The following is a 25,734-nucleotide window of genomic DNA, read 5'->3' on the forward strand; positions in this document are numbered from 1 at the left end:
AGGGACTGGAAGCCGGGCGGACGTCGATCGCCAGCAGGCTTAGCCCAGGAATCTGGCGATGATCGCGTCGCCCATCTCAGCGGTGCCGACCTCGGTCATGCCAGGGGAAAGAATATCCCTAGTGCGCAAGCCCTGGTCGAGCACGGCGGCGATGGCGCTTTCCAGGCGATCGGCCTCAGCCACCATGCCGAAGGAATAGCGCATGGACATGGCGAAGGAGGCGATCATGGCGATCGGGTTGGCGATGCCCTTGCCCGCGATGTCGGGCGCCGAACCGTGCACCGGCTCGTAAAGCGCCTTGCGCTTTTTCGTCTTGGCATCCGGCGCGCCGAGCGACGCCGACGGCAGCATGCCGATCGAGCCGGTCAGCATGGCGGCGATGTCGGACAGCATGTCGCCGAACAGGTTGTCGGTGACGATGACGTCGAATTGTTTCGGCCAGCGCACCAGCTGCATGCCGCCGGCATCGGCCAGCATGTGGTCGAGCTTGACGTCGCCATATCTGGCCTTGTGCGTCTGCGTGACGACCTCGTTCCACAGCACGCCCGACTTCATCACATTGCGCTTTTCCATCGAGGTGACGTGGTTCTTACGCGTGCGTGCCAGCTCGAAGGCGACGCCCGAGATGCGCTCGATCTCGAAGGTGTCGTAGACCTGGGTGTCGATGCCGCGCTTCTGGCCGTTGCCGAGATCGATGATCTGCTTCGGCTCGCCGAAATAGACGCCGCCGGTGAGCTCGCGAACGATCAGAATGTCGAGCCCTTCTACCACCTCCTGCTTGAGCGAGGAGGAGGCCGCCAGCGCCGGATAGCAGATGGCGGGTCTGAGATTGGCGAACAGCTCCATATCCTTCCGGAGCCGCAGCAGTCCGGCTTCCGGGCGCACTTCATACGGCACCGCATCCCATTTCGGCCCGCCGACGGCGCCGAACAGCACCGCGTCGGCGGCCATCGCCTTGGCCATGTCGGCATCGGAAATCGCCGCGCCATGCGCATCATAAGCGCAGCCGCCGACCAGCCCCTCATCGGTGACGAAACCACTGCCGAGCTTGTCGTTCATGGCGGCGATCAGCTTCTTTACCTCGGCCATCGCCTCGGGGCCGATGCCGTCGCCGGCGAGCAGGAGAAGATTTTTCGAAGCCATCGGAACCGTCCTAACTGTGGCGCATGACCCCAAAATCGGCATCGATTTCGGAAGGATCATGCGCAGAACCAAAATTCTACAGCGTCCTTTGCGCGTCCAAAAGGACGCGCGTCGCTGTCGTAAGCCGCGGCCTTGCTAAACGCCAAGCGGCTCACGCGCAAGCCTTTGGTTCAGAGCATCTTTGGCGATGCTTGACGCCCGCCGACGTCGCGCAATCTTCTGCATCGCCGCCGCGCTCAGGCCGTGCGCTTGAGCGCCGTCACTTCGATCTCGATCTTCATTTCCGGCTTGTTGAGCTGGCAGACGATCATCGTTGCCGCCGGCCTGACGTCGCCAAACACCTCGCCCAGGAGCGGAAAGACGATGTCGACGAAAGCCGCGTCGGTGATGTAGTAATGCGCCCGCACCACATCGGCCATCTCGAAGCCGCCATCCTGCAACGCCTTGGCAATCGTCGCCAGGCAATTGCGCGTCTGCGCTTCGACCGTCTGCGGCATTGTCATGGTCGCATAGTCGTAGCCGGTCGTTCCGGAAACGAAACACCAGTCGCCCTGTACCACGGCGCGTGAATAACCGGCGGCCTTCTCGAAGGGCGAGCCGGTGGAGATCAGTTTTCGCATGGTTCCCTCGGAGATGCTTCAGGCGATATTGAGCTGAAGACTTGCCTTCTGGCTTTGGGCCAGACGGGGCGGAATCGACATTTATCTGAGCCGTGCATTCCCTGCGCAGAGAAACTGGCTAGCTTTTTCGATTACGCGCCGCCAGCGTCCGCAGCCTCAGCGCGTTGAGGCGGATGAAGCCTTCGGCGTCCTTCTGGTCGTAGGCGCCGCGGTCGTCCTCGAAGGTGACCAGCGCGTCGGAATAGAGCGTCTTGTTCGACTTGCGGCCGGTGACGATGACGTTGCCCTTGTAGAGTTTCAGCCGCACCGTGCCTTCGACGTCTTCCTGGCTCTTGTCGATCATCGCCTGCAGCATCAGCCGCTCGGGCGCGAACCAGAAGCCGTTGTAGATCAGCTCGGCGTAGCGCGGCATGAACTCGTCCTTGAGGTGGGCGGCGCCGCGGTCGAGCGTGATCGATTCGATCGCCCGGTGGGCTGATATCAGGATGGTGCCGCCGGGGGTCTCGTAGACGCCGCGTGATTTCATGCCGACGAAACGGTTCTCGACAAGGTCGAGCCGGCCGATGCCGTTGTCGCGGCCGAGATCGTTGAGCGCCGCCAGCATCGTCGCCGGCGATAGTTTCTTGCCGTCGAGCGCGATCGGATCGCCCTTCAGGAATTCGATTTCGATCTCGGTGACCTTGTCCGGCGCGTCCATCGGCGAGATGGTGCGCTGGTGGACGAATTCCGGCGGCTCGCTCCACGGGTCCTCCAGCACTTTGCCTTCGGAGGACGAATGCAGAAGATTGGCGTCGACCGAAAACGGCGCGTCGCCCTTCTTGTCCTTCGGCACCGGGATCTGGTGCTGCTCGGCGAAGTTGATCAGGTCGGTGCGCGACTTGAACGACCAGTCGCGCCATGGCGCGATGACCTTGATGTCGGGATTGAGCGCATAGGCCGAAAGCTCGAAACGGACCTGATCGTTGCCCTTGCCGGTGGCGCCATGCGCAATCGCATCGGCGCCGGTTTCTTTTGCGATCTCGACCAGGTGCTTGGAGATCAGCGGCCGGGCGATCGAGGTGCCGAGCAAATAGGTGCCTTCATAGACGGCGTTGGCGCGGAACATCGGGAAGACGAAGTCGGAGACGAACTCCTCGCGCACGTCGACGATGCGGATGTCCTTGATGCCCATCATCTCGGCCTTGCGCCGCGCCGGCTCCAGTTCGCCGCCCTGGCCGAGATCGGCGGTGAAGGTGACCACCTCCGCGCCAAGCTCGGTCTGCAGCCATTTCAGGATGATGGAGGTGTCAAGGCCGCCGGAATAGGCGAGCACGACCTTCTTGACGGCTTTTGCTTTCGACATTTGGCTGTTCCGCGACAGGGTTCTTTGCGGGCGAGGTATCACGGCCTTTCCGGGCTGCGCAAGAGACGAACGGTCCCTCGGTCGCTGCTGGCATACTGGATCAGCCCTTGTGCCGGCCAGTCGCTGGTGCGGAGAAGACGCTTGCGGTATAGGCTGCGCTTTCTTTATCCAGGGGCCCGCAGATGTCCTTCATTCCCGACACCACCACGCTGATCCAGTTCGCCATCGCCACCGTGATCCTGGCGATCACGCCGGGCCCCGACATGACGCTGTTCGTGTCGCGCACGCTGAGCCATGGCCGCGCCACCGGCTTTGCCTCGATGGCCGGCGCGCTGTTCGGCACGCTGATCCACACCACGCTTGTGGTGGTAGGAATCTCGGCGTTGATCGTCGCCTCGCCGATGTCTTTCCTGGCCCTGAAGATCTTCGGCGCTGCCTATCTCGTCTTCCTGGCGTGGCAAGCGATCACCAAGGGATCGGCGTTTTCGCCCGAGAAGAAGAGCGGGCCGGAGATTTCGCTGTTTCGCGCCTGGGCGGCAGGGCTCGGCGTCAATCTGCTCAACCCGAAGATCATATTGTTCTTCATGACCTTCCTGCCGCAGTTCGTCTCGGCTCATGATCCCAACGCGCCCGAAAAACTGTTCTTCCTCGGCGCGATGTTCGTCGTTTTGTCGATCCCGGTAACAGCGCCGATGGTCTTTGCGGCAGAAAAATTCTCGGCCGCGATGAAAGCAAGCCCGCGGGTGACGCGCGCCGTCGACTATCTGTTCGCCGGGGTGTTTTCGGCCTTCGCGCTCAAGATCCTGACCGCCCAGGCGAAGTAGACCTTCCGGCTTGGCGCTAGCTTCCGGCCGAGCGCCCGGCGCTCAGCCAGTAGAAAATGCCGCCGACCATGCCGCTGCCGATCACGGCAGCGACGACGCGCGGGTCGGTGATCTCGAAGTTGGCGTCGGCGGTCTGGTGGGCGAAGCCGAGGAAGACCGCCGCGACCACCGCGCCCGCCAGCGCATAGAACAGCCAGTCGCGCCGTCCGAGGATTTCCGAGACGAGAATCGCCACCGCTGCCGGCATAAAGGCGAAATAGGCGACGAACAGCGCAACGAAGGGGATTGAAAAATACAGCGAGGCCGTCGCCGCCGGCTGCACATGCTCCGGCGTATAGCCCAGCGACGCCAGGAACATGACGTTGAGGAAAGCGCTGGCCGCCAGCGCGGCAACGCCATAACCGATCAGGATGATGGCGAAGCGGATGAAGTAGGCGACAAGGCGGGTCACGCCTCGCCGTGCCCCGCGATCATCATTGCTTCCAGCGCGAGCCGATCGACCTTGCGCATGCGCTCGGATTCCGACTTGAGCTGGCCGCAGGCGGCGAGGATATCGCGGCCGCGCGGCGTGCGGATCGGCGAGGCATAGCCGGCATTGTTGATGTAGTCGGCGAATTTCTCGATGGTCTCCCAGTCCGAGCACTGGTAGTTGGTGCCCGGCCACGGATTGAACGGGATCAGATTGATCTTGGCCGGAATGCCTTTGAGCAGCTTGATCAGTCCCTTGGCGTCCTCGATCGAATCGTTGACGTCCTTCAGCATCACATATTCGAAGGTGATGCGGCGGGCGTTCGACAGGCCGGGATAGGCGCGGCAGGCGGCGATCAGCTCTTTCAAGGGATATTTTTTGTTGATCGGCACCAAAAGGTCGCGCAGATCGTCATTGGTGGCGTGCAGCGAGATCGCCAGCATGACACCGATCTCGTCGCCTGTGCGGAAGATCTCCGGCACGACGCCGGAAGTCGACAGCGTGATGCGTCTCTTCGACAGGGAAAGCCCGTCGCCGTCGGACGCGATCAGCAGCGCCTTCTTCACCGCCTCGAAATTGTAGAGCGGCTCGCCCATGCCCATCATGACGATATTGGACACCTTCCGGCGCTCGGCCGGAACGACCGCGCCATCGGGCGTGTCGCGGTCGGGGAAATCGCCGAGCCGGTCGCGGGCGGTCAGAAGCTGGGCGAGGATTTCCTCCGCGGTCAGGTTGCGCACCAGCTTCTGCGTGCCGGTGTGGCAAAAGGAGCAGGTCAGCGTGCAACCGACCTGTGAGGAGATGCAGAGCGTGCCGCGGCCTTCTTCGGGAATGTAGACGGTCTCGATCTCGACCGGCCGGCCGGCGCCGCGCGGCGGAAAGCGAAACAGCCATTTGCGCGTGCCGTCGGAGGAAATCTGCTCCTCAACGATCTCGGGCCTGGCGACGGTAAAATGCTTGTCGAGCTCGGCGCGCAGATCCTTGGAGATGTTGAACATACCGGCAAAGTCGGAGACGCCGCGCACATACATCCAGTGCCAGAGCTGCTGGGCGCGCATCCTTGCCTGGCGCTCCGGCACGATGCCGGATGCAACGAGCGCAGCGCCAAGCTCGGCGCGGGTCAGGCCGATCAGCGACGGTTTTTCCGCCGGCGCGGCGCGGGCGCGCAACGCGTCACGGGCGCCTTCAGTGGTAAGGTCGAATGAGAGGGTCATTGTTGCGCCAATATAAGCGATTTACGGCCGATTACAGCATCGTGCCCGAAATGAAGCGCGGCGCATAGCACAGCTTGACGGCGGAGTCATGCAGGGGCGATCTTTACCTTCTTCCCACAAGGGGGGAAGGGAGAGCCGCGCCCGGCCCGGCCGCTCACTCAAACCCTGCTTTGGCTATTTGCACTTGGCGATGGACGACAGCGCCGCCGAAATGCCTTTCAGCGAAAAGACATAGGTGGTGGTGTTGCCGCGGCCGGACTTCGCCTGCACCTTCATGTCGCTGCCGGTTTTCATCGCGGCGATCAGCACCGGCTCCTCGGCGGCGTTTTCGACCCAGGCCGACTTGCCGCGGGTGAACATCGAAAAGCTCTTGCCGTCGATGGTGACGGTGGCCTTGGAGTTTTCCTGGAAATTGTAGCCGGCGATGAATTGCGGCTCGTAAGACACTTGCTGTCCCGGCCGCTGGCTGACGAAGAAGAACATGTCGCCATGGTCAAGCGTCGGCGGCTGCTTGTCGGTCGGCACGGTCAACACATAGCAAACCTTGCCGCCCGACGCCTGGTAGCTGTAGGTGCCCCAGGCATTGTGCTGGCCGATCTTGGTTGCCGACTGCGCCAGAGCCGGCGCTGTCATGGCCACCAGTGCCAGGCTCGAAATTGTAGCAATCAATCCGCGCATCGCTTTTCCCATATATGGTGCGGAGGCAGGCCGGCTCGGCGTCCTGCCCGTCGCTTCATTTTGATTTAATCTGGGTTACCAAACGGTGAAGTTCCCTCAGGAAAAGGACATCCACCCCAGGAAACCGCCGCCATCCTTGCGCCCGTCGCTCGAAAGTGGCAGTTGCAACGTCCCTTTCGCGACTTGGATGCCACGAAAGCGGCAAGAGTTTGACTTTTCTGCCTTATCGCCGGCTCAGCCGTTGTCGGCAATCGCCTGTTTGGCGGCGAGCCGATGCGCCGATGTGATGTGGGCTTTGACGGTGGTGATCGCGGCGGTCAGCACGGCGATGTCGTCGGTAAAGCCCAGTCCGAGGACGAAGTCGGGGATGACGTCAGCCGGTAGCACGAAATAGCCCAGCGCCGCCACCAGGATGCCCTTGGCGCGCAGCGGCGTGTTCTTGTCCATGGCGCAGTAGTAGGCGGCGACCAGTTCCTCCATGAACGGGATCTGCCGGGCAGCCCGCTTGGCCGTGCGCCAGAATTTCTCGCGCACTTCGCTCTCGTCGCCCGGCTTGCCGCCAAAGCCGAAGAAATCAAAACCTGATTTTTGCGCCATCAGTCTCTCCTAACGAGGCTGCGCATGGCGTTCCACGCGCGCCTGCCAGCGGAAAATGTGGTGAAAGCGCCAGTCCACTACAAGAGCTCGGCCGTTTCGCGGCCTGAAAAATCAGGCTACGGCGTCGAGAGATCTCCAACGACCTGACCGAAATAGCGGGTCATCGTCCTGGCCAGTTCGAAGTCGAGCGCGGTCAGGCCGCCGGCATCATGGGTGTTCAGCGTCACGTTCACGGTGTTGTAGACGTTCGACCAGTCGGGGTGATGGTCGATCGTCTCCGCCGCCAAGGCGACGCGGGTCATGAAGGCGAAGGCTTCGGAAAAATCGCTGAAGGTGAAGCTGCGCGTGATCGAGCCGCCATCCTTGGCCAGCGACCAGCCGTCGAGCCCGGCCAGCGCCTCGGCGACCGCCTCACTGCTCAGTTTCTCTCTCGCCATGGTCGTTTCCCGTGCTATCTGGATTTGCAGTCTTCAGCACAATGCCGGATCGATGAGCGCAAAGCCGATAAAATCCATTCTCTTCGTCTGTCTCGGCAATATCTGCCGCTCGCCACTGGCGGAAGGCGTGTTGCGCGCCGTCCTGGCAGAGCGCGGCCTCGATCGGGATATCCTGCTCGATTCGGCCGGGACCAGCGACTGGGAAGCCGGTTCGGCACCCGACCCGCGCTCGATCTCGATCGCCAAGCGGCACGGCGTCGATATTTCCGGACAGACGGCGCGCAAGCTGGCGCCGGACGATTTTTCGCGTTTCGACCTCATTCTCGCCATGGACCGATCGAATCTTCGGGATCTTAAAGCGCTGGTGCCTGCCGCCATGCGCGACCGTGTCCATCTGTTCCTCGAGTTCGCCGAGGGAAAGGTGGGCGACGTGCCGGACCCCTATCATCAGGGGCCGGAGGCGTTTGCCTCGGTCTACCGCATGATCCGCGAAGCGTCGGAGGCGCTGGCGACGCGGCTCGAGGCACGGCTGTCGGCGCCCGACAGCGGCCAGGCCTCCTCGACGATGTAGGGTCCGCCGCCGACCGAATCGCGCGACGACATCAGGACGAAGCGGCCGACACGGAAGGGCAGCGTCGAAAAATTGCCGCGCGCCGAAAGATACTGGGCGACGTCGAGCGGGCTCGAATTGCGCAACCTGGCCAGCGTCACATGCGGCATGAATTTGCGCGGGTCGGCGGGGATGCCGAGGCGCTGGCAGATGCGCTCGATCTCGGCTTGCAGCGCCGCAAGATCGGGCGAGAAGGAGACGCCGGCCCACACCGCGTGCGGTTTTTTCTGGCCGAAGGCGCCGACGCCGGACAGTGTCAGCGCGAAGGACGGGCGGTGGACACGGTCGAGCGCGTTGGCGATCTCGTCGGCGACATGGCCCTCGACATCGCCAATGAAGCGCAGCGTCATATGGTAGTTCTCGACGTCGATCCAACGGGCCCCGGGCAGGCCGCCCCGGAGCAGGGACAGCGAAAGGGCAGCATCACGCGGTATTTCGAGGGCGGTGAAAAGACGCGGCATGGCAAGCCTCCTGTCCTCGAATCGAACTCTGCCCCTAGCGAATCATCGAAAATCGAGCGGGGCAAGCGGTTTGTTGGTTGCACTGGCCTAAAATCAAATCGTGCGGGGAATGCGTAGCATCATCGAAATCCGGTCCCTTCAAGAGTTGCCCTTAACCACGGCAATGGCTTTCTCGACATCCGGCAGTATGCGCTCGACCATGCGGTCGATGCCCTTGGCATTCGGGTGCAGGCCGTCCTCAAGTTGCATAGCTGGTTCGCGGACGACGCCGTCGAGAAAGAATGGATAGAGCGGGACGCCGTGTTTTTCCGCCAGTTTCGGGAAGATCGCGTCAAAGCCGTTCTGGTAGTCGGCGCCGAGATTGGGGGCTGCGCGCATGCCGGCCAGCAGCACGGCGATGTTGCGCTGCTTCAGCTTCGCCAGCATGGCGTCGAGATTTTTTTGGGTGATATCGGGAGAAACGCCGCGCAGCATGTCGTTGGCACCGAGTTCGAGAATGACAAGCTGCGTGCCGTCCGGCACCGACCAGTCGAGCCGCGACAGGCCGCCACTCGACGTATCGCCGGAGACGCCGGCATTGGCGACGGTCACATCGTGGCCCTTGGCGCGGAGTGCTGCCTCAAGTTTCCGGGTGAAGCCTTCGTCCGGTCCGAGGCCAAAGCCCGCCATCAGGCTGTCGCCGAAGCCGACGATCTTGAACGGCTCGGCGCGCGCCGAAGAAATGGCGCCGCAAATTCCGAGGAAAAGCACGAAGGCTGCGGCAAGTCGGTGTTTGAAAGCCATGCGGCAGGCCCCATATGACCGAGAACATTATACTGGCGGTAGGCGGAATTCTGCCTCTCCCTTTCCCATATAGGACGATTTTATTTTGACAGAAGCCGTCATCGCGCTGAAAAACGTATCGCTGACGCTCGGCGAAGGAGCGTCTTCCGTCCATGTCCTGAAGGGCGTCAGCCTCGACGTGGCAAGTGGCGAGGCGACCGGCATTGTCGGTCCGTCGGGCTCGGGAAAGTCGACGCTGCTGATGGTTTTGGCCGGTTTGGAAAGGGTCGATTCGGGTACGGTACGAATCGCGGGCGAATTGCTGAACGGCAAGAGCGAAGATCAGATCGCATCGTTTCGTGGGCGAAACATTGGCATCGTTTTCCAGTCCTTCCACCTCATTCCCAATATGACAGCGCTCGAAAATGTCGCAGTGCCGCTGGAACTAGCCGGCCATGCCGATCCGTTCGGGGTGGCGGCGCGGGAGCTCGAGGCGGTGGGCTTGAGCGACCGCGTCACTCACTATCCCGGCGAATTGTCCGGCGGCGAACAGCAGCGTGTGGCGATCGCCCGGGCACTGGCGCCTTCGCCGCGCATCCTGATCGCCGACGAGCCGACCGGCAATCTGGACCAGGCGACGGGACGGCAGGTAGCCGATCTTTTGTTCGCCAAAGCGGCCGAGCGCGGCATGACGCTGGTGCTGGTCACCCACGATCCGGCGCTCGCCGCACGCTGCTCCCGGCAGGTATCGATGCGGTCGGGCCGGATCGAGGATGCGCCAGAACCGGTTCCAAAGCCTGGCAAGGTGCCGGCCTGATGCCGCTGTCGCGCACGCTGAAGCTCGCCTTCCGCTTCTCGCTGCGCGAGATGCGCGGCGGGCTGTCCGGCTTCCTGATCTTCCTTGCCTGCATTGCGCTTGGCGTCGCGGCGATCGGCGGTGTCAATTCGGTGGCCCGGGCGATTACCGCCGGCGTCGCCAACGAAGGCCAGTCGCTGCTCGGCGGCGATCTTCGTTTCCAGCTCAATCAGCGCGCCGCGACGCAGGCCGAGCAGGTCTTTCTTGACGGGCTGGGCACGGTCTCGCACAGCGCCAACATGCGCTCGATGGCGCGGCTCAAGGACGGCTCCGACCAGGCGCTGGTCGAGGCCAAGGCGGTCGACGGCGCTTATCCGCTCTATGGTGCGCTGCAGACCGAGCCGGTGCTGTCGAAGCAGGAATTGTTCGACGAACAATCCGGTGTTTTCGGCGCCGCCGCACCCGACCTTTTGTTCGAGCGGCTGAACCTTCGGATCGGCCACCGGCTGAAGCTGGGCAGCGCCACCTTCGAACTGCGCGCCCGGCTCGTCAACGAGCCGGACGCGGTATCCGACGGCTTCGGCTTTGCGCCGCGGCTGATGATCTCGACGGACGGGCTTGCCGCTTCCGGTTTGATCCAGCCCGGCAGCCTGGTCGAGAACGCCTACAAGGTCCGCCTGCCCGGCGGCACCGGCGAGACGCGCATAAAAGCCATTCAGGATCAGGCGGCGGAGGAGTTTCCCGAGTCCGGCTGGTCGATCCGCACGCGCAGCAATGCAGCACCGGCGTTGTCCGCCAATATCGAACGGTTTTCGCAGTTCCTGACGCTGGTCGGGCTGACGGCGCTGGTGGTCGGCGGCGTCGGCGTGGCCAATGCGGTGCGCGCCTATCTCGACGGCAAGCGCGGCGTCATTGCCACCTTCAAGAGCCTGGGAGCTTCGGGCGGTTTCGTCTTTGCCGTCTACCTGGTGCAGATCCTGATGATCGCCGTGCTTGGCATCACGCTCGGCGTCGTGCTTGGCGCGCTGATGCCGTTCGCGGCGAGCGCGGCGCTGCAGTCGATCATTCCGGTGCCGGCGGAAGGCGGATTCTATCCCGGCGCGCTCGGCATGGCGGCGCTGTTCGGGCTGCTGGTGACGCTGGCTTTCGCCTTGCTGCCGCTCGGCCGGGCGCGCGACGTGCCGGCGACGGCGCTGTTTCGTGAAATGGGTTTTGAGGGCCGCGGTTTTCCGCGCCCGCTCTACACGGCGGCGGCGCTCGGCATCGCGCTGCTGCTGGCGGCGCTGGCCATTCTGTTTTCCGGCGACCGCTACATCGCCTCGATCTTCGTCGGCGCCACCATTTTTGCTTTTTTGGTGCTGCGCCTTGTCGGCGCGTTGGTGCAGTGGGCCGCCAAAAGGAGCCCGCGCGTTGGCTCGACGGTGCTCAGGCTCGCCATCGGCAACATCCATCGGCCGGGCGCCTTGACGCCGTCGGTGGTGCTGTCGCTGGGACTGGGGCTGACGCTTCTGGTGACGCTGGCGCTGATCGACGGCAATCTCAGACGGCAGATTTCCGGCAGCCTGCCGGAGCGGGCGCCGAACTTCTTCTTCGTCGACATCCAGAGCAGCGATGTCGATGCGTTCTCGGCGCTGGTCGGCAGGGAGGCGCCGCAAGGCACGCTGGTCAAGGTGCCGATGCTGCGCGGCCGGGTGATGGCGCTGAACGGCGTCGACGTCGACAAGGTCAAGGTCCCGGCGGAAGGGGCCTGGGTGCTGCGCGGCGATCGCGGGCTGACCTACGAGGCCAGAATTCCTGCGAATGCGACGCTGACCGAAGGGACATGGTGGCCGGACAATTATGCCGGCGAGCCGTTGGTGTCGTTTTCGGCCGAGGAAGGCAAAGAGATCGGGCTGAAACTCGGCGATACCGTCACCGTCAACGTGCTTGGCCGCAACGTGACAGCGAAGATTGCCAATTTCCGCCAGGTCGAGTGGGAGACGATGGGCATCAATTTCGTCATGGTGTTTTCGCCCAGCACATTTGCCGGCGCGCCGCACAGCTGGCTGGCGACGCTCACCGAAAAGGGCGCGTCGCCGGCCGACGATGCCCGTCTTCTCAACGCTGTCACTCGTGCCTTTCCCGCGGTGACGACAGTCAGGGTCAAGGACGCGCTCGACATCGTCAACCGGCTGGTGGCGCAACTCGGCACCGCTATCAGGGCCGCGGCTGGGGTGGCGCTGATCGCCTCGGTGCTGGTGCTGGCCGGCGCGTTGGCGGCCGGCAACCGCGCCCGCATCCACGATGCGGTGGTGCTGAAGACGCTGGGCGCCACCAGGAAGACGCTGATCGCGGCCTTTTCGCTGGAATACATGCTGATCGGCCTCGCCACCGCGATCTTCGCGCTGGCGGCAGGCGGCATTGCGGCGTGGTTCGTTGTCGCGCGCGTCATGACGCTGCCGTCGCATTTCATGCCCGATGTGGCGGTGGCGACCATTGTCTTTGCCTTGCTGGTCACGGTCGGCATCGGCCTCGCCGGCACCTGGCGGGTGCTGGGCCACAAGGCGGCGCCGGTGCTGCGCAATCTCTGATCTGCAAGGGTCGGCAAGCTCAACGCGACCGGGATTTGGTTAAATCTTGTTAATGTTGGGCTTCGGACGGCCGATAAATCCGGATTTTTGCTACTTCACGAAGCATTACGCCCGGTTACGGTCTTGTTCTTGACGCCAATAACCATCATATTTCGCGGCAGGCATGCTGGAGCCCCGCCAGCGGCGCCTCGGTCCAAATCGACCGGACACCGGACGGGGCAGAAGCAATATGAGGATTTCCATGGCTGAACCCGTTCGCAATTATCAGACGCGTGCCGTGCCCGGCGTCGGCGTCGATGCTGCTATCGACCAGGGCCTGCGCGCTTATATGATCAAGGTCTACAATCTGATGGGGCTTGGCCTCCTCATCACCGGCCTCGCCGCGGTCGGAACGATCATGCTGGCCACCACCACCGATCCGGCTTCGGCGGTCGCTACGCTGCCGAACGGCGATATGCTGACATCCTTCGGCTACGCGATCTTCGGCTCGCCGCTGAAATGGCTGGTGATCTTTGCCCCCCTGGCAGCGGTGCTGTTCCTGTCGTTTCGCGTCCAGTCGATGAGCGTTTCGGCCGCGCAGACGACGTTCTGGGTCTATGCCGGCCTCGTCGGCCTGTCACTGTCGTCGATCTTCCTGGTCTACACCACCGCCAGCATCTCGCAGACCTTCTTCGCCACCGCCGCCGCCTTTGGCGGACTGTCGCTCTACGGCTACACGACCAAGCGCGATCTTTCCGCGCTCGGTTCGTTCCTGATCATGGGAGTGGTCGGTCTGATCATCGCAAGTGTGATCAACATCTTCCTGCAGTCGTCGGCGCTTTCCTTCGCCGTTTCGGCGATCGGCGTGCTGATCTTCGCAGGGCTGACCGCCTACGACACGCAGAACATCAAGGAGATGTATTTCGAGGGCGACGAGACTGATGTCGCCGGCCGCAAGGCTATCATGGGCGCGCTGAGGCTCTATCTCGACTTCATCAACCTGTTCATGTTCCTGCTGCAGTTCATGGGCGATCGCCGTTAACAACGGCCCCTTGAGTCTGTGGACCAGCGAATTTGGAAAGGGCGGCCCAACGGCCGCCCTTTCCTTCTGTGCCGGCCTTTGCTGTTATAGAAGGCAGATGAACGGCTTGCATAAATTATGAGCACCATCACGATACGCGGCGCGACAGCGGCCGATCTCGACCGGATCACCACCATCTATGCTGATGCGGTGTTCCACGGCACGGCGAGCTACGAACTGGAGCCGCCTGATCGTGCCGAGATGGGCGAGCGCTTCGACAGTTTGATAGCGGGCGGCTTTCCCTATCTGGTGGCGGAAAAAGCCGGCATCGTGCTCGGTTATGCCTATGCCGGCGCCTTCCGGGCGCGGCCTGCGTACCGGTTCATCGTCGAAGATTCTGTCTATGTCGCGCCCGAGGCCAAGGGCCATGGCATCGGGCTGAAGCTGATGCAAGGGCTGATCGCGGCGGCCGAGGCGGCGGGCTTCCGCCAGATCATCGCGGTGATCGGCGACGGTCGGCCGGACAGTGCCTCGGTCCGGCTGCATGAAAAGCTCGGCTTTCGCCATTCGGGCCGTCTGGAAGCCTCCGGCTACAAGCTCGGACGCTGGCTCGACACGGTGTTCATGCAACTGCCGATCAATGGCGGGTCTCAGGTTCCGCCCGATCCCAACTCACTGCCGGAACGGAGATTCCGGAAGCACAACAAGTAGTTAGGCCTCGACAAGTTTCAGCGTGCGGTCGAACACGCCAAGCACGCGGCCAAGCTCCTGGCCGCGCTTAAGGATGCGGCCGCCGGCGGCGATGACGGCGAAAGCCCCTTGCCGGCGCGCCAGCTTCGGATCCTTGACGATCTGGAACAGCGGCACCTCGCTGGTGCGACGGAAGACGGAAAAGACGGCGCGGTCGGCAAGATGGTCGATGGCGTAGTCGCGCCATTCATTGGCGGCGACCATGCGCCCGTAAAGCCTCAGGATCTGGTCCAATTCACGCCGGTCGAACCGCACCGGCTGGTCGAGGCGTTCACGTCTTGCCTCATGCAGCGGGATCAGTATTGCGGATGCGTCCCCATCCTCCGTCCCACTGCCGTGATCAGTCATGCCTCGATCCCTTCGAATGAATCTTACATTAATCAAAGTTGGCGCTTTCGCCATGGAATTGCAAGCCCGGCTGGGGAAAGGCTGGCGGCGCAACGTTTCCGCGGTGTCCAGTCACGTTTATAAAAACGCCCGTTGAAATTGGTGATGCTTTGCCACAATCCCGCCTTCTTTTAACCGCGCTAAAGCCCCAATCTCCGACGAATTTACGGATGTTGCCTGAGACGGTTCGGTCCGGCACTGGCTCGTAAACCCCAAGCCCCCCGCCCACGGGTCTGCGTCGGATCGAACCAACCTCGGTTTCTCCCTTGGAGAACTCGAGCGCGACGATCCCAAAACCTAAATGACCGGCGTCAGAAGCAAGCTGACGTCGGTTTTTTATTTTATTGGCCGAGTGAATGCGCGCGGCCACCCCTTCTCCCCCTTCGGTGGCAGAAGGTGTCGCCAAAGGCGACGGAAGGGTGGTTCCAGCTTGGCAATTTGCTTGAAATCGCCCCGCTGCCTCATTCCTTCCAGAACCCCGCTCGACGCTGCGCGCCGATCCACCACCCGGGGCGAATCACGGGCCTCGCCCGCCCTTCGGGCCCCACAAGGGGAGAAGGAGAGGCGTTCAGGGCTTGTGGATCAGGGCGGCGCCCAGGATGGGACCCGGCATGCCGTCCTTGCCCACCGATTGCAGCAGCACGGCGCAGCCGCCTTTCTTGGTAATCACGCTCATCGGCAGTTCGTAGCGCTGCGCCTTGCCGTGCCACATGCCGGCGGTCTGGATGCCGGAGACGGCGTTCCAATAAGTCATGCTGCGGCCGGTGTTCTCGCCCTTGCCGATCTTGATGGTCTGCGGCGGGTCGAAATACACGATGACGACATGGGCATCGCTGGGGCCGCTGCCGGCATCGCCGGCGTCGATGATGACGCGGTCGCTGGTCCGGCTGACGTCGATGGGGACCCGCATGCCCTCGCCGGATGTTTTCATGCGGGCGAGCGCGCCGTCGACTTCCTCGCGGCGGGCGCCGTTGACATGGCTGCGGCCATTGATGACGGCCTGCGGCGTATAGACCGAGCGGCTGCCGAAGGCACGCATATATTCATACTGCCGCTCGGTGTTCTCCTTGCGGCTCAGCGTGTCCTTCCAACCGAGATAATCCCAGTAGTCGACGTGATAGGCGAGCGCGACGATGTTCTCCTTGGCGGCAAGCTCGGCGAAAAATGCATCGGCCGGCAGGCAGGAACTGCAGCCCTGGCTGGTGAAGAGCTCGACCACGCCCAAGGGCTGGCCGACCAGGGATTTATCTGTCTGGGAGCGGTCGGCCTCGCCGGCAAGCGCATTGGCGGCAAGTCCAGCTCCGGCAAGCACCGAGAGGGCCAGCGCAAACGCCGCAAGCCGCAATGGTCTTCGAGGTGTCATGGCCGTTTCGACTCCCGCCGGTGATGGCCGGCTTTGTTCTGGTTGGCGAAATATGTGGCAGAAGCGGCAGTCAACGGGAAGTCACGTTGCGGTGAAATTCTACCGTTGCGACAAACTGCAAGGGCGCAACAGGATGGGCTACACTTCAAGGTAGATACCGATTCGGGCGACAATCAGCATGTGGCAAACTCTCCTGACGCCGGTCGACCTGTACTGCGAGCGGGTCGGGCCACAGTTCTGGGCCGAACCGGTGAACGCACTGACCAATATGGCTTTTCTTGTCGCCGGGCTATGGGGTGTCCGGGAGGTGCGCCGGCGCGGCACAGGCATCTTCGCCGAAATTCTGGCCTGGTGGGTGGTGGCGATCGGCATCGGCTCGGCGCTGTTCCACACCTTTGCCAACCATGCCATGGTCTGGGCCGACGTGCTGCCGATCGCCGGGTTCACGCTGGCCTACACGCTGTTCAACCTGCGCCGTTTCCTCGCTATGAAATGGGGCAAGGCGATCGCCATCTTCTTAGCCTTCTATGCCGTCACCGGGTTGTTGACCTGGGCCGTGCCGGACTGGCTGCGCCAGGCATCGAACGGCACGACCGGCTACCTGCCGCCCTTCCTGGCGCTCGCCTTCTTCGGCGCCTGGGTGGCGGCGAGCGGCAACCGCGCCGGCTGGTACAATCTGGCGGGCTCGGCGATCTTCGTCGTGTCGGTCATCTTCAGGACGATCGATCCGCTGGTCTGCGGCAGCTTCCCGCTCGGCACGCATTTCCTGTGGCACATCCTCAACGGGCTGATGCTCGGCGTGCTGCTGGCGGCGGCGGCGCGGTTCGGAGGGCCGAAATTAGGGCAGTATGGCAGTAGGGCAGTAAGGCAGTAGGAGTAGGACGAGGCAGCGGAGGCGACCTTTCCCCTACTGCCTTACTCCCCTATTCCCTTCACATTATGCGGCCAGATCGCGCAGCACATATTGCAGGATGCCGCCGTTCTTGAAGTAGTCGAGTTCGTCCAGCGTATCGATGCGGCAGATGATCGGAATGTTCTTCACCGTGCCGTCGCCATAAGTGATCTTCGCGATCATCTTCTGACGCGGCTTGATGGCGCTCAGTCCGTCGATTTCGACCAGTTCGTCGCCCTTGAGGTTGAGCGAGGCCCATGAGGTGCCTTCCTCGAAGACGAAGGGGATGACCCCCATGCCGACCAGGTTCGAGCGGTGGATGCGCTCGAAGGACTGAGCGATGACGGCGCGAACACCCAACAGGTTGGTGCCTTTGGCCGCCCAGTCGCGCGACGAGCCGTTGCCGTATTCGACACCGGCGAAGATGACCAGCGGCACGCCTTCCTTCTTGTACTCCATGGCGGCGTCGTAGATCGATTTCTCTTCCTTCGACGGATAGTGGATTGTGTAGCCGCCCTCGCGGCCGTTCTCGCCCAGCATGTGGTTGCGGATGCGGATATTGGCGAAGGTGCCGCGCATCATCACCTCGTGATTGCCGCGCCGTGTGCCGTATTGATTGAAGTCGGCAACGCCGACGCCATGATCGATGAGGTACTTGCCGGCCGGCGAGGCCGCCTTGATCGAGCCGGCCGGTGAGATGTGGTCGGTGGTAATCTTGTCGCCGAACAGGCCGAGCACGCGGGCGCCCTTGATGTCGCCGATCGTGCCGAAGCCCGATGTCATGCCAGCGAAGTAGGGCGGGTTCTGCACATAGGTCGAATTGTTGTCCCAGGAATAGGTCTGGCCTTCCGGCGCCTTGACGTTCTGCCAGTATTCGTCGCCCTTGAAGACGTCGGCATATTTGCGGGCGAACAGTTCGCGCGTCACGTTCTTCTCGATGAACTCCTGGATCTCGACCGAGCTCGGCCAGATGTCCCTGAGGTAGACCGGGTTGCCGTCGCGGTCCTCGCCGAGCGGTTCGGTGGTCAGATCTTTGGTCACGGTCCCGGCCAGTGCGTGGGCGACGACCAGCGGCGGCGAAGCGAGGTAGTTCGCCTGCACGTCGGGCGAGACGCGGCCTTCGAAATTGCGGTTGCCGGAAAGCACCGCGGCAGCAATCAAGCCCTTGTCGTTGATGGTTCTGGAGATCGGCGCCGGCAACGGGCCGGAATTGCCGATGCAGGTGGTGCAGCCGAAGCCGACCAGATTGAAGCCGATCTGGTCCAGTTCCTTCTGCAGGCCGGATTTCTCCAGATATTCGGCGACGACCTGGCTGCCCGGCGCCAGCGATGTCTTGACCCACGGCTTCTGCTTGAGTCCGAGCCGGTTGGCGTTGCGTGCCAGCAACCCGGCGCCGATCAGCACGCTCGGGTTCGAGGTGTTGGTGCAGGAGGTGATGGCGGCAATGACGACGTCGCCATGGCCAAGGTCGTAGTCGTTGCCCTCGACGGCATAGCGCTTGTCGATTTCGACCGCCTTCCTGTATTCGGTTTCCATCGCCTTGACAAAGCCGGCCGGAATGCCTTCGAGCGCGACCCGGCCTTCTGGACGCTTGGGTCCGGCCATCGACGGCACGACACTGCCGAGATCGAGCTCGAGCAGGTCGGTGAAGACCGGATCGGCCGACCCGGTATCGCGCCACATGCCTTGCGCCTTGGCGTATGCCTCGACCAGCGCGATGCGGTTTTCCTCGCGGCCGGACATGGTGAGGTAGCGGATGGTTTCGCCATCGACCGGAAAGAAGCCGCAGGTCGCGCCATATTCGGGCGCCATGTTGCCGATGGTGGCGCGGTCGGCCAGCGTCATGTTGGACAGACCAGGACCGAAGAATTCGACGAACTTGCCGACGACGCCCTTCTTGCGCAGCATCTGCGTGACGGTGAGCACGAGATCGGTGGCGGTGACGCCTTCCCTGAGCCTGCCGGTGAGCCGGAAGCCGATGACTTCGGGCAGCAGCATGGAGACGGGCTGGCCAAGCATCGCGGCCTCGGCCTCGATGCCGCCGACGCCCCAGCCGAGCACGCCAAGGCCGTTGATCATGGTGGTGTGCGAATCGGTGCCGACGCAGGTGTCGGGATAGGCGGTGGTTTCGCCGCCTTCAGTGTTGGTCCACACGACCTGGCCGAGATATTCGAGATTGACCTGGTGGCAGATGCCAGTGCCGGGCGGCACGACGCGGAAGTTGCGGAAGGCCTGCTGGCCCCATTTCAAGAATTTGTAGCGTTCCTCGTTGCGCTCGTATTCAAGCTCGACATTCCGGGCGAAAGCCAGCGGCGTGCCGAACTCATCGACGATGACCGAGTGGTCGATGACCAGGTCGACCGGCACCAGCGGATTGATCTTTTGCGGGTCGCCGCCGAGCGAGGCCATGGCATCGCGCATGGCGGCCAGGTCGACCACGGCCGGAACGCCAGTGAAATCCTGCATCAGCACGCGGGCCGGGCGATAGGCGATCTCGACCCCGGCGGTGCCCCTGTCGGTCAGCCAGCCGGCGACCGCCTGGATGCTCTCCTTGGTGACGGAACGGCCGTCCTCGTTGCGCAATAGGTTCTCCAGCAGCACCTTCATCGAATAGGGCAGTTGGGCGATGCCGGTGAGGCCGTTCTTCTCGGCCTCGACGAGGTCGTAGTAAACATAATCGGAGCCGCCCGCGGTCAGCGTGCGACGGCAATTGAAACTATCGAGGGATTTTGACACGTGCGATCCGTCCTTGTCTGTTCAGCCTGAAAGGGAACGGACGCCGATGGCATGCAATCACGCGCAAAGGTGCGGGTACGGCCATTTCCGCTGTCCGTTCCCAGCCAACCCGAGCCGTTCAAGGCGGCGCGTGCGCTGGTTCGGCGCTAATTCGCTTCCCGTGCCGACCGCTGGCACGGATGCCCCGCATATAGAGAATTTCCTGGAATAGTTCTAGACAGTCGAACGGCTATTTTGTGCGATGCGGCAGCTGCCGTGGCGCGATGTTTTCGGGACGGGCATGGAATGCGGCTGATCGCCGAAAATCTGGGCGGCGAACGCGGCGGCGAGGCGGTTTTTTCCGGCCTCGACTTTGCCCTTGGCAAAGGCCAGGCGCTGATCGTCACCGGGCCGAACGGCGCGGGAAAATCGACACTGCTCAGGGTCGTTGCCGGGTTGCTGCCGGTGGTGGCAGGCCGTTTGCTTCTCGAAGGTGGCGGTGAGGATTTTCCGTCGGTCGCCTCGGCCTGCCACTATCTCGGCCACCAGAACGCGATGAAGACGGCGCTGAGCGTGGCGGAAAATCTGCGCTTCTGGCGCGATTTTTCGGGCGCGGATTTCTTGAGCGCCGAAGAGGCGCTGGCAATGGTCGGGCTTGACGGTATCGGCCATCTGCCGTTCGGCTATCTCTCCACCGGACAACGCCGCCGCGCGGCGATCACAAAACTGCTGGTCAGCCGGCGGCCGCTGTGGCTGCTCGACGAGCCGACGGCCGGATTGGACAAGGCTTCGGAAGAGCGATTCGGCCGGCTGATGCGGGAGCACTGTTCGGAGGGCGGAATCATTATTGCGGCGACGCATCTGCCACTGGGGTTGGAGGGGGCACAAGAATTGAGGATGGGGGAAACTCGGTAATGTCGGCAGGACAGAGGGGGTTGCCTGGGCAAGGGCATCTAAAACCATGCTAGCCCTCTTCCTGCGCGATATCCGCCTGAGTATCCGGGCCGGCGGCGGGGCGCTGACCGGCGTGATCTTCTTTCTCGCGGTGATCGCCACGATCCCGTTCGGCGTCGGGCCGGACCTCAATCTGCTTGCCCGCATCGGCCCGGCGATCCTGTGGATCGGCGCCTTGCTGGCTTGCCTGCTCGGTCTCGACCGATTGTTCCAGGCCGACCGGGAAGACGGCTCGCTCGATCTGCTGGTGCTCGGCGACGACCGGCAGATGCTGGCGCTGACCGTGCTGACAAAATGCCTGGCGCATTGGGCAGGAAGCGTGCTGCCGCTGGTCATCGCGGCACCCCTGCTCGGCCTGTTCATGAACATGGAGCCGATCGGCATCGGCGCCACGGCGCTGACCCTTCTGGTCGGCACGCCGGCGATTACCTTCATCGGCGCTGCCGGTGCGGCGGTGGCGGTGGCACTGCCGCGCGGCGGGCTGCTGATCTCGGTGCTGGTGCTGCCGCTGACCATCCCGGTGCTGATCTTCGGCGTCTCGGCAAGCTATGGCGCGGTGGCGAACCCTGATCCGTTTCTGCAGCCTTTCCTCATTCTTGCCGCGCTGACCTTGTTTCTTGCCGTGCTGGGGCCGGTTGCGGCAGCGTTGGCTCTGCGCCATGGAATCGACTGATTTGGCCGGCCATCGTTGGTGATTACAGGGCGTCGAAGGCTGCGGCGCTGCTGTCGATTGCGAAGCCGATGGCGCAGGGTTAAAGGAAGGCATGTTGGAACGAAGCGAAATGGTCCGGCTGAAAGGTTTTGCACCGGAGGAGCGACCCCTATGAGCGCGCATGCGCTCTATGTGACCGCTGCCTATGCCATCACGGCCGTGGTGCTGGCCGGGCTGATCGGCTGGATCCTGCTCGACCAGCGTGCACGCAGACGAGACCTCGCCGAGCTGGAAGCGTCCGGCGTGCGGCGGCGCTCCGACAAGGCGGGGAAATCATGAGCATGGAGACGGAAACGCCGGCGCGCTCACGCCGCCTGATCGTGCTGTTGCCGCTGCTGATTTTCCTCGGGCTGGCGGGGCTGTTCCTGACGCAGCTGCTGTCCGGCCGCGACACTTCGGAAGTGCCATCGGCGCTGATCGGCCTCCCGGCGCCGCAGACCAATCTGCCGGCGCTGGAGGGCATGAATTTGCCGGGGCTCGATTCCAGGCAGTTCGCCGGCAAGGTCACGCTCGTCAACGTCTTCGCGTCGTGGTGCGGGCCGTGCCGCGACGAACATCCGCTGCTGCTGGCGCTGTCGCAGGACAAGCGCTTCGTCATCGCCGCCCTCAACTACAAGGACCAGCCGGAAAACGCCCGCCGGTTTCTCGGCGATCTCGGCAACCCGTTCCAGGCGATCGGCGTCGACACGGCAGGGCGCGCGGCGATCGACTGGGGGGTCTACGGCGTGCCGGAAACCTTCGTCGTCGGCAAGGACGGCAAGATCGCCTACAAGCACGTCGGCCCGCTGACGCCGGGCTCAGCACAAGCGCTGCTGTTGCCGGAGATCGAGAAGGCGCTGGCAGCACCCGGCTGATGGCCCCGCCGTTTCGTCATCCTTGGGTCTTCACTCCGCTTTGCGTCGTTACGCCCAAGGATTACGAACGTGATAGGTCGACCGAAGATTCAGCCGTAGACCTGCTTGTGGACCTGGTAGAGCATTTCGCTGCGGTCGGCGCGCATGTCGGCCAGATCGCGGCTGGAAAACGAATCGATTTCGGCGATGAGGCGGTTGTATTGCCGGCGCTTGGCGATGCTGGTGCGAGCGCGGCTCATTAGGCTGTCGAGAATCATAGCGAGGTTCCTTCTGTGCCGCTTTGTTGCGGCAGGTTGTTCCTCCCTGATCGATACGCAGCATGACATAGTTATGGTGCATCGCAAAAAGAAGATGTTGCAATGCACCATTGCGCTGGGCGCATAGCCGGTTAACGGCGCATGGGCCCGCCCTTCCATCCGTCAGTCGAGCAAGGGCCGCATTGCCTGTCCCGATACACGATCTTGCCATATCGATCGCCGGCTGGCTTGATCGCGCCGGCACCAACGATTTGCATGACCCGGGAGAAAACCATGGCCGAAGACTACGAAATTCTCGATCCACGCTTTGCGCGGCTGTTCAACGGCAACGCACAGGTGGACAAGCTGTTCACCGGATGCCGGTGGGCCGAAGGGCCGGCCTGGTTTGCGGCCGGCCGTTATGTGGTCTGGTCCGACATTCCCAACAACCGCATGCTGCGCTACGACGAGACCGACGGCAGCGTCAGCGTGTTCCGGCAGCCGTCGGGCAATTCCAACGGCAACACCGTCGACCGGCAGGGCCGGCTGGTCACTTGCGAGCATTCGGGCCGCCGGGTCAGCCGCACCGAGCATGACGGCTCGATCACCACCATCGCCGACAAATGGCGCGGCAAGCGGCTGAACTCGCCCAACGATGCGGTGGTCAAGTCCGATGGTTCGATCTGGTTCACCGACCCGACCTACGGCATCGATACGGATTATGAGGGCGACAAGGCCGAGAGCGAGATCGGCGCCTGCCATGTCTACCGGGCCGACCCCGGCACCGGCGAGATCGAAGCGGTGATCACCGACATGATCAGGCCCAACGGGCTTGCCTTCTCGCTCGACGAGAGCAAGCTCTACGTCGTCGATACCGGCCGCACGCATGGCGCGCAGAATCCGGCGCATATGCGGGTGTTCGATGTCGACGAGGCCGGCAAGAAGGTCTCCGGCGGGAAGGTCTTCGCCGATTGCACGGCCGGCCTGTTCGATGGTTTCAGGCTCGACGACCAGGGCCGGATCTGGACCAGTGCCGCCGACGGCATCCATTGCTACGATCCGGACGGGACGCTGATCGGCAAGATCAAGGTGCCGGAAGTCGTCGCCAATTGCGTGTTCGGCGGCAACAAGCTGAACTGCCTCTACATCGCCGGCACGACGTCGCTCTACATGGTCCGGCTGATGGTCAACGGCGCAAAGACATTTTGAGCGGCCCTGGGGCCTTCGAAGAGGTCGCTGCGCGTGACTGGTTCGTCGGCGAGACCAATGTCGCGGCGTTGAGACCGAAGGGAAATTTGCGAGAGGCTGCGGGACAGCGCCCCGCTCTGCCCTGCCGGGCATCTCCCCCACTTGGGGGCTTCGTCGCCGACGCTTGCTTCGCGTTCGCTCCGCCCGGGATAACGAAAGCACGGTGGCCGCCGCTTAACGCGACCGGATGAAATCGGCGAATGCCGAAATGGGGTTGTGCATTGCCAGTTGGCTTGCCGGCTCCGACAGGATTTTGTCCACCTCCGGTGGCCTCTTGCCGAGCAGGGCGATTTCGAGCGCGGTGTCTTCAACAAGCGCGAAAGACATGGTGCGCATGATCTCGGCCAGAGCCGCGCGGGCAAACAGCGAGCGCGGCGAGGCGTGCACCAGCATGGCCGGCTTGCCGACAGCTGCATCGCGCGACACCAGCCAGTCGAGCGCGTTCTTCAGCCCGCCCGGTACGCCATGGGCATACTCAGGGCAGGAGACGATCACGCCGTCAGCGGCGGTGACCGCGTCGATCAGCGCGGATGCTTGCGGTGGCGTCCGCTCGCCTTCGTCATCCGGATTGAAAATCGGCAGCCGGCCAAGCCCGTCATAGACGGATACGTGACAGTCCGGCGGCGCGTTTTGCGCGAGCGCCGCGACCAGGGCCGAATTGGTCGAGGCGGCGCGCAGGCTGCCGGAAATGGCGAGGATGTTCAGCAAAGGCTTAGAGGCGGGCTCGGCGATTCGTGGTCGGGCACACTACCACATGGTGTGTTCGTATTCTTCGTCCAGCCAGCGGTCGGTCGCCTCGGCCGAATCGGCGAGCGCCAGCTGGTCGCGCAGGATCTGGCCGAGCGTCGGCAGCGTCGCGCGGTCGTACCAGGTTTCCGGCTTCCACAGATCGGAGCGCATGAAGGCCTTGGCGCAATGCATGTAGGCGGCCTTGACCGTCACCAGGACGACGCTTTGCGGTTCCTTGCCGTCGACGGCGAGCCGCTCGCGCAAAGCCGCATCGACGGTGATGCGGGCGTCGCCGTTGACGCGCAGCGTCTCGTTCATGCCCGGGATGAGGAAGAGCAGCCCGACCGAAGGGTTGAGAAGAATGTTCTCCAGCGTGTCGAGCCGGTTGTTGCCGGGCCGGTCGGGGATGGCGATGGTCTTCTCGTCGAGCACGGCGGCAAAGCCCGGCCTATCGCCCTTCGGCGTCACATCGGCATTGCCGGCGCCGTCCGAGGAGCCAATCAGCACGAAGGGGCTTTTGCCGATGAAGGAACGGCCGTGGCCATCCAGCGCCTTCAGTTCCTTGCGGATCGAGCCGTCGGTCGGCCGAGGCGTCTTGTAGATCGTTCTCAGCTCTTCGCGCGTGGTGACGAATTCCATGCCCTCTCCTTAAAATCGTTACTTGCCGGGCTTCCCTTCCGTTCCGGTCTTGCCTTCAAGCGAATGGCGCATGATCAGCGGCATCTGGCTGAAGGTGAAAAGAAGGGTGATCGGCATGATGCCCCAGACCTTGAAGGTAACCCAGGCGTCGGTGGAAAAATTCCGCCAGACCACTTCGTTGACAAGGGCCAGGAACAGGAAAAACAGGCCCCAGCGGAAGGTGAGTTTCTTCCAGCCCTCGGCATCGAGGCTGAAGGCCGAATCGAAGACGTAGCCGAGCAGCGACTTGCCGAAGAACAGGCCGCCGAGCAGCACGCCGCCGAACAGCATGTTGACGATTGTCGGCTTCATCTTGATGAAGATGTCGTCCTGCAGGTAGAGCGTCAGCGCGCCGAAGACGAAGACGACGACGCCCGACACCATCGGCATGATCGGCAAGGTGCGGGTGAGCAGCCAGGACGCGGCCAGCGCGATCGCGGTCGCGGCCATGAACAGGCCGGTGGCGACGAAGATCGGTCCGCCGAATTCGGCCAGCACCGGAAATTTCTGCGACAGCCATGCGCCACGGGCGTTGGCGAAGAAGAACACCATCAACGGGCCGAGCTCCAGCACCAGCTTGAGCAGCGGATTGACGCCTTCCTTCTTCTGTTTCTGCGGGTCGGACGGGTCGCGTTCGAGGATGCGCGGGTTCATAGGCTTTCCTTCTTGCGCATGATCCTGTCCAAAAAGTCT

The 25,734-nt window shown here is 63.2% G+C and carries 30 protein-coding genes; 12 read left to right on the top strand and 18 right to left on the bottom strand.

Annotated features, from left to right (window positions below; translation table 11 throughout):
• Positions 1–39: 39 nt before the first annotated feature.
• The 3 genes from leuB to AC0L28_RS04945 all read right to left on the bottom strand — a co-directional run bounded on the left by leuB (position 40) and on the right by AC0L28_RS04945 (position 3,105).
• The gene (gene leuB, locus AC0L28_RS04935; RefSeq protein ID WP_473475972.1) at positions 40–1,143 is read right to left on the bottom strand and encodes a 3-isopropylmalate dehydrogenase; all 1,104 of its coding nucleotides are present in this window, start codon (positions 1,141–1,143) and stop codon (positions 40–42) included.
• A gap of 236 nt (positions 1,144–1,379) precedes the next feature.
• The gene (locus tag AC0L28_RS04940; RefSeq protein ID WP_128175319.1) at positions 1,380–1,763 is read right to left on the bottom strand and encodes a RidA family protein; all 384 of its coding nucleotides are present in this window, start codon (positions 1,761–1,763) and stop codon (positions 1,380–1,382) included.
• A 118-nt stretch (positions 1,764–1,881) separates the two neighbouring features.
• Complete coding sequence (locus AC0L28_RS04945) at positions 1,882–3,105, bottom strand: argininosuccinate synthase (protein WP_473475974.1); 1,224 nt, start codon at positions 3,103–3,105, stop codon at positions 1,882–1,884.
• Between the two features lie 182 nt (positions 3,106–3,287).
• On the opposite strand from AC0L28_RS04945, the gene AC0L28_RS04950 reads away from it, so the two are divergent.
• Positions 3,288–3,929 (top strand): LysE family translocator, encoded by a 642-nt coding sequence (locus AC0L28_RS04950; RefSeq protein WP_023803325.1) that lies wholly within the window; start codon positions 3,288–3,290, stop codon positions 3,927–3,929.
• Positions 3,930–3,945: 16 nt separating this feature from the next.
• Here AC0L28_RS04950 and AC0L28_RS04955 read toward each other — a convergent pair whose 3' ends face one another.
• The 5 genes from AC0L28_RS04955 to AC0L28_RS04975 form a co-directional block, all read right to left on the bottom strand.
• Complete coding sequence (locus AC0L28_RS04955; RefSeq protein WP_287225071.1) at positions 3,946–4,380, bottom strand: hypothetical protein; 435 nt, start codon at positions 4,378–4,380, stop codon at positions 3,946–3,948.
• Positions 4,377–5,612: a dual-specificity RNA methyltransferase RlmN gene (gene rlmN, locus AC0L28_RS04960; RefSeq protein WP_473475975.1), complete on the bottom strand. Its 1,236-nt coding sequence runs from the start codon at positions 5,610–5,612 to the stop codon at positions 4,377–4,379. The genes AC0L28_RS04955 and rlmN overlap by 4 nt, the downstream gene beginning before the upstream one ends.
• A 174-nt stretch (positions 5,613–5,786) precedes the next feature.
• Positions 5,787–6,290, bottom strand: coding sequence for an invasion associated locus B family protein (locus AC0L28_RS04965; RefSeq protein WP_023803328.1), 504 nt, complete (start codon positions 6,288–6,290; stop codon positions 5,787–5,789).
• 234 nt (positions 6,291–6,524) lie between these two features.
• Positions 6,525–6,887 (bottom strand): YkvA family protein, encoded by a 363-nt coding sequence (locus AC0L28_RS04970; protein WP_023803329.1) that lies wholly within the window; start codon positions 6,885–6,887, stop codon positions 6,525–6,527.
• 116 nt (positions 6,888–7,003) lie between these two features.
• The gene (locus AC0L28_RS04975) at positions 7,004–7,324 is read right to left on the bottom strand and encodes a 4a-hydroxytetrahydrobiopterin dehydratase (protein WP_287225069.1); all 321 of its coding nucleotides are present in this window, start codon (positions 7,322–7,324) and stop codon (positions 7,004–7,006) included.
• A gap of 52 nt (positions 7,325–7,376) precedes the next feature.
• On the opposite strand from AC0L28_RS04975, the gene AC0L28_RS04980 reads away from it, so the two are divergent.
• Entirely contained in the window at positions 7,377–7,895 is a 519-nt protein-coding gene (locus tag AC0L28_RS04980) for a low molecular weight protein-tyrosine-phosphatase (protein WP_128175331.1), read from the top strand.
• Here the strand turns inward: AC0L28_RS04980 and thpR are convergent.
• Entirely contained in the window at positions 7,799–8,395 is a 597-nt protein-coding gene (gene thpR / locus AC0L28_RS04985) for an RNA 2',3'-cyclic phosphodiesterase (RefSeq protein WP_027153691.1), read from the bottom strand. The two genes, AC0L28_RS04980 and thpR, sit on opposite strands and share 97 nt — an antisense overlap.
• A gap of 138 nt (positions 8,396–8,533) precedes the next feature.
• The gene (locus tag AC0L28_RS04990) at positions 8,534–9,178 is read right to left on the bottom strand and encodes an arylesterase (protein ID WP_473475981.1); all 645 of its coding nucleotides are present in this window, start codon (positions 9,176–9,178) and stop codon (positions 8,534–8,536) included.
• A gap of 85 nt (positions 9,179–9,263) precedes the next feature.
• Between AC0L28_RS04990 and AC0L28_RS04995 the strand changes: the two genes are divergently transcribed.
• From AC0L28_RS04995 to AC0L28_RS05010, 4 genes are all read left to right on the top strand, one after another.
• Positions 9,264–9,974 carry an ABC transporter ATP-binding protein gene (locus AC0L28_RS04995; RefSeq protein ID WP_287068033.1) on the top strand — a complete coding sequence of 237 codons (711 nt, stop codon included), beginning with the start codon at positions 9,264–9,266 and terminating at the stop codon, positions 9,972–9,974.
• Entirely contained in the window at positions 9,974–12,523 is a 2,550-nt protein-coding gene (locus AC0L28_RS05000) for an ABC transporter permease (protein WP_287068034.1), read from the top strand. The genes AC0L28_RS04995 and AC0L28_RS05000 overlap by 1 nt, the downstream gene beginning before the upstream one ends.
• Before the next feature lie 241 nt (positions 12,524–12,764).
• Complete coding sequence (locus AC0L28_RS05005; RefSeq protein WP_128175340.1) at positions 12,765–13,544, top strand: Bax inhibitor-1/YccA family protein; 780 nt, start codon at positions 12,765–12,767, stop codon at positions 13,542–13,544.
• Between the two features lie 117 nt (positions 13,545–13,661).
• A complete protein-coding gene (locus AC0L28_RS05010; RefSeq protein WP_473475984.1) occupies positions 13,662–14,234 on the top strand; it encodes a GNAT family N-acetyltransferase in 573 nt (190 codons plus the stop codon).
• On the opposite strand, the gene AC0L28_RS05015 is transcribed toward AC0L28_RS05010, so the two are convergent.
• The 3 genes from AC0L28_RS05015 to AC0L28_RS05025 all read right to left on the bottom strand — a co-directional run bounded on the left by AC0L28_RS05015 (position 14,235) and on the right by AC0L28_RS05025 (position 16,023).
• Complete coding sequence (locus tag AC0L28_RS05015) at positions 14,235–14,621, bottom strand: DUF2794 domain-containing protein (RefSeq protein ID WP_023803338.1); 387 nt, start codon at positions 14,619–14,621, stop codon at positions 14,235–14,237.
• Between the two features lie 28 nt (positions 14,622–14,649).
• Positions 14,650–15,030, bottom strand: a complete 381-nt coding sequence (locus tag AC0L28_RS05020; RefSeq protein WP_473475986.1) for a hypothetical protein — start codon at positions 15,028–15,030, stop codon at positions 14,650–14,652.
• A 198-nt stretch (positions 15,031–15,228) separates the two neighbouring features.
• Positions 15,229–16,023, bottom strand: a complete 795-nt coding sequence (locus tag AC0L28_RS05025; protein WP_128175346.1) for a DUF1223 domain-containing protein — start codon at positions 16,021–16,023, stop codon at positions 15,229–15,231.
• Positions 16,024–16,201: 178 nt separating this feature from the next.
• Here AC0L28_RS05025 and AC0L28_RS05030 point away from each other — a divergent pair, with 178 nt between their 5' ends.
• Complete coding sequence (locus AC0L28_RS05030) at positions 16,202–16,897, top strand: ceramidase domain-containing protein (RefSeq protein ID WP_473475988.1); 696 nt, start codon at positions 16,202–16,204, stop codon at positions 16,895–16,897.
• 63 nt (positions 16,898–16,960) lie between these two features.
• On the opposite strand, the gene acnA is transcribed toward AC0L28_RS05030, so the two are convergent.
• Positions 16,961–19,651 carry an aconitate hydratase AcnA gene (gene acnA, locus AC0L28_RS05035; RefSeq protein WP_287068040.1) on the bottom strand — a complete coding sequence of 897 codons (2,691 nt, stop codon included), beginning with the start codon at positions 19,649–19,651 and terminating at the stop codon, positions 16,961–16,963.
• A 285-nt stretch (positions 19,652–19,936) separates the two neighbouring features.
• Here acnA and ccmA point away from each other — a divergent pair, with 285 nt between their 5' ends.
• The 4 genes from ccmA to AC0L28_RS05055 all read left to right on the top strand — a co-directional run bounded on the left by ccmA (position 19,937) and on the right by AC0L28_RS05055 (position 22,150).
• A complete protein-coding gene (ccmA, locus tag AC0L28_RS05040) occupies positions 19,937–20,545 on the top strand; it encodes a heme ABC exporter ATP-binding protein CcmA (protein ID WP_128175352.1) in 609 nt (202 codons plus the stop codon).
• Positions 20,546–20,591: 46 nt separating this feature from the next.
• Complete coding sequence (gene ccmB, locus AC0L28_RS05045; protein ID WP_128175354.1) at positions 20,592–21,257, top strand: heme exporter protein CcmB; 666 nt, start codon at positions 20,592–20,594, stop codon at positions 21,255–21,257.
• Positions 21,258–21,407: 150 nt separating this feature from the next.
• A complete protein-coding gene (ccmD, locus tag AC0L28_RS05050; RefSeq protein WP_023803344.1) occupies positions 21,408–21,575 on the top strand; it encodes a heme exporter protein CcmD in 168 nt (55 codons plus the stop codon).
• Entirely contained in the window at positions 21,572–22,150 is a 579-nt protein-coding gene (locus AC0L28_RS05055; protein WP_023803345.1) for a DsbE family thiol:disulfide interchange protein, read from the top strand. Before ccmD ends, AC0L28_RS05055 begins: the two co-directional genes overlap by 4 nt.
• 89 nt (positions 22,151–22,239) lie before the next feature.
• Here the strand turns inward: AC0L28_RS05055 and AC0L28_RS05060 are convergent, their stop codons facing one another.
• The gene (locus AC0L28_RS05060; protein ID WP_023803346.1) at positions 22,240–22,407 is read right to left on the bottom strand and encodes a hypothetical protein; all 168 of its coding nucleotides are present in this window, start codon (positions 22,405–22,407) and stop codon (positions 22,240–22,242) included.
• A gap of 273 nt (positions 22,408–22,680) precedes the next feature.
• Between AC0L28_RS05060 and AC0L28_RS05065 the strand changes: the two genes are divergently transcribed.
• Complete coding sequence (locus tag AC0L28_RS05065; RefSeq protein WP_128175358.1) at positions 22,681–23,595, top strand: SMP-30/gluconolactonase/LRE family protein; 915 nt, start codon at positions 22,681–22,683, stop codon at positions 23,593–23,595.
• Positions 23,596–23,808: 213 nt separating this feature from the next.
• On the opposite strand, the gene AC0L28_RS05070 is transcribed toward AC0L28_RS05065, so the two are convergent.
• The 3 genes from AC0L28_RS05070 to AC0L28_RS05080 are packed head-to-tail and all read right to left on the bottom strand — an operon-like array spanning position 23,809 to position 25,695.
• Positions 23,809–24,342 carry an NADPH-dependent FMN reductase gene (locus AC0L28_RS05070; protein ID WP_287225060.1) on the bottom strand — a complete coding sequence of 178 codons (534 nt, stop codon included), beginning with the start codon at positions 24,340–24,342 and terminating at the stop codon, positions 23,809–23,811.
• 39 nt (positions 24,343–24,381) lie between these two features.
• Entirely contained in the window at positions 24,382–25,002 is a 621-nt protein-coding gene (locus tag AC0L28_RS05075; protein ID WP_128175362.1) for a pyridoxamine 5'-phosphate oxidase family protein, read from the bottom strand.
• Positions 25,003–25,020: 18 nt separating this feature from the next.
• Positions 25,021–25,695 (bottom strand): septation protein A, encoded by a 675-nt coding sequence (locus tag AC0L28_RS05080; protein WP_023803351.1) that lies wholly within the window; start codon positions 25,693–25,695, stop codon positions 25,021–25,023.
• Between the last annotated feature and the right edge of the window lie 39 nt (positions 25,696–25,734).

It is taken from the genome of Mesorhizobium sp. WSM4847 (assembly GCF_055811335.1).

Excerpts from the sequence above, each read along its gene's own strand:
- leuB (WP_473475972.1), bottom strand. The coding sequence starts at position 1,143 with ATGGCTTCGAAAAATCTTCTCCTGCTCGCCGGCGACGGCATCGGCCCC.
- AC0L28_RS04940 (WP_128175319.1), bottom strand. The coding sequence starts at position 1,763 with ATGCGAAAACTGATCTCCACCGGCTCGCCCTTCGAGAAGGCCGCCGGT.
- AC0L28_RS04945 (WP_473475974.1), bottom strand. The coding sequence starts at position 3,105 with ATGTCGAAAGCAAAAGCCGTCAAGAAGGTCGTGCTCGCCTATTCCGGC.
- AC0L28_RS04950 (WP_023803325.1), top strand. The coding sequence starts at position 3,288 with ATGTCCTTCATTCCCGACACCACCACGCTGATCCAGTTCGCCATCGCC.
- rlmN (WP_473475975.1), bottom strand. The coding sequence starts at position 5,612 with ATGACCCTCTCATTCGACCTTACCACTGAAGGCGCCCGTGACGCGTTG.
- AC0L28_RS04965 (WP_023803328.1), bottom strand. The coding sequence starts at position 6,290 with ATGCGCGGATTGATTGCTACAATTTCGAGCCTGGCACTGGTGGCCATG.
- AC0L28_RS04970 (WP_023803329.1), bottom strand. The coding sequence starts at position 6,887 with ATGGCGCAAAAATCAGGTTTTGATTTCTTCGGCTTTGGCGGCAAGCCG.
- AC0L28_RS04975 (WP_287225069.1), bottom strand. The coding sequence starts at position 7,324 with ATGGCGAGAGAGAAACTGAGCAGTGAGGCGGTCGCCGAGGCGCTGGCC.
- AC0L28_RS04980 (WP_128175331.1), top strand. The coding sequence starts at position 7,377 with ATGAGCGCAAAGCCGATAAAATCCATTCTCTTCGTCTGTCTCGGCAAT.
- thpR (WP_027153691.1), bottom strand. The coding sequence starts at position 8,395 with ATGCCGCGTCTTTTCACCGCCCTCGAAATACCGCGTGATGCTGCCCTT.
- AC0L28_RS04990 (WP_473475981.1), bottom strand. The coding sequence starts at position 9,178 with ATGGCTTTCAAACACCGACTTGCCGCAGCCTTCGTGCTTTTCCTCGGA.
- AC0L28_RS05000 (WP_287068034.1), top strand. The coding sequence starts at position 9,974 with ATGCCGCTGTCGCGCACGCTGAAGCTCGCCTTCCGCTTCTCGCTGCGC.
- AC0L28_RS05005 (WP_128175340.1), top strand. The coding sequence starts at position 12,765 with ATGGCTGAACCCGTTCGCAATTATCAGACGCGTGCCGTGCCCGGCGTC.
- AC0L28_RS05010 (WP_473475984.1), top strand. The coding sequence starts at position 13,662 with ATGAGCACCATCACGATACGCGGCGCGACAGCGGCCGATCTCGACCGG.
- AC0L28_RS05015 (WP_023803338.1), bottom strand. The coding sequence starts at position 14,621 with ATGACTGATCACGGCAGTGGGACGGAGGATGGGGACGCATCCGCAATA.
- AC0L28_RS05025 (WP_128175346.1), bottom strand. The coding sequence starts at position 16,023 with ATGACACCTCGAAGACCATTGCGGCTTGCGGCGTTTGCGCTGGCCCTC.
- AC0L28_RS05030 (WP_473475988.1), top strand. The coding sequence starts at position 16,202 with ATGTGGCAAACTCTCCTGACGCCGGTCGACCTGTACTGCGAGCGGGTC.
- ccmA (WP_128175352.1), top strand. The coding sequence starts at position 19,937 with ATGCGGCTGATCGCCGAAAATCTGGGCGGCGAACGCGGCGGCGAGGCG.
- ccmB (WP_128175354.1), top strand. The coding sequence starts at position 20,592 with ATGCTAGCCCTCTTCCTGCGCGATATCCGCCTGAGTATCCGGGCCGGC.
- ccmD (WP_023803344.1), top strand. The coding sequence starts at position 21,408 with ATGAGCGCGCATGCGCTCTATGTGACCGCTGCCTATGCCATCACGGCC.
- AC0L28_RS05055 (WP_023803345.1), top strand. The coding sequence starts at position 21,572 with ATGAGCATGGAGACGGAAACGCCGGCGCGCTCACGCCGCCTGATCGTG.
- AC0L28_RS05060 (WP_023803346.1), bottom strand. The coding sequence starts at position 22,407 with ATGATTCTCGACAGCCTAATGAGCCGCGCTCGCACCAGCATCGCCAAG.
- AC0L28_RS05065 (WP_128175358.1), top strand. The coding sequence starts at position 22,681 with ATGGCCGAAGACTACGAAATTCTCGATCCACGCTTTGCGCGGCTGTTC.
- AC0L28_RS05075 (WP_128175362.1), bottom strand. The coding sequence starts at position 25,002 with ATGGAATTCGTCACCACGCGCGAAGAGCTGAGAACGATCTACAAGACG.
- AC0L28_RS05080 (WP_023803351.1), bottom strand. The coding sequence starts at position 25,695 with ATGAACCCGCGCATCCTCGAACGCGACCCGTCCGACCCGCAGAAACAG.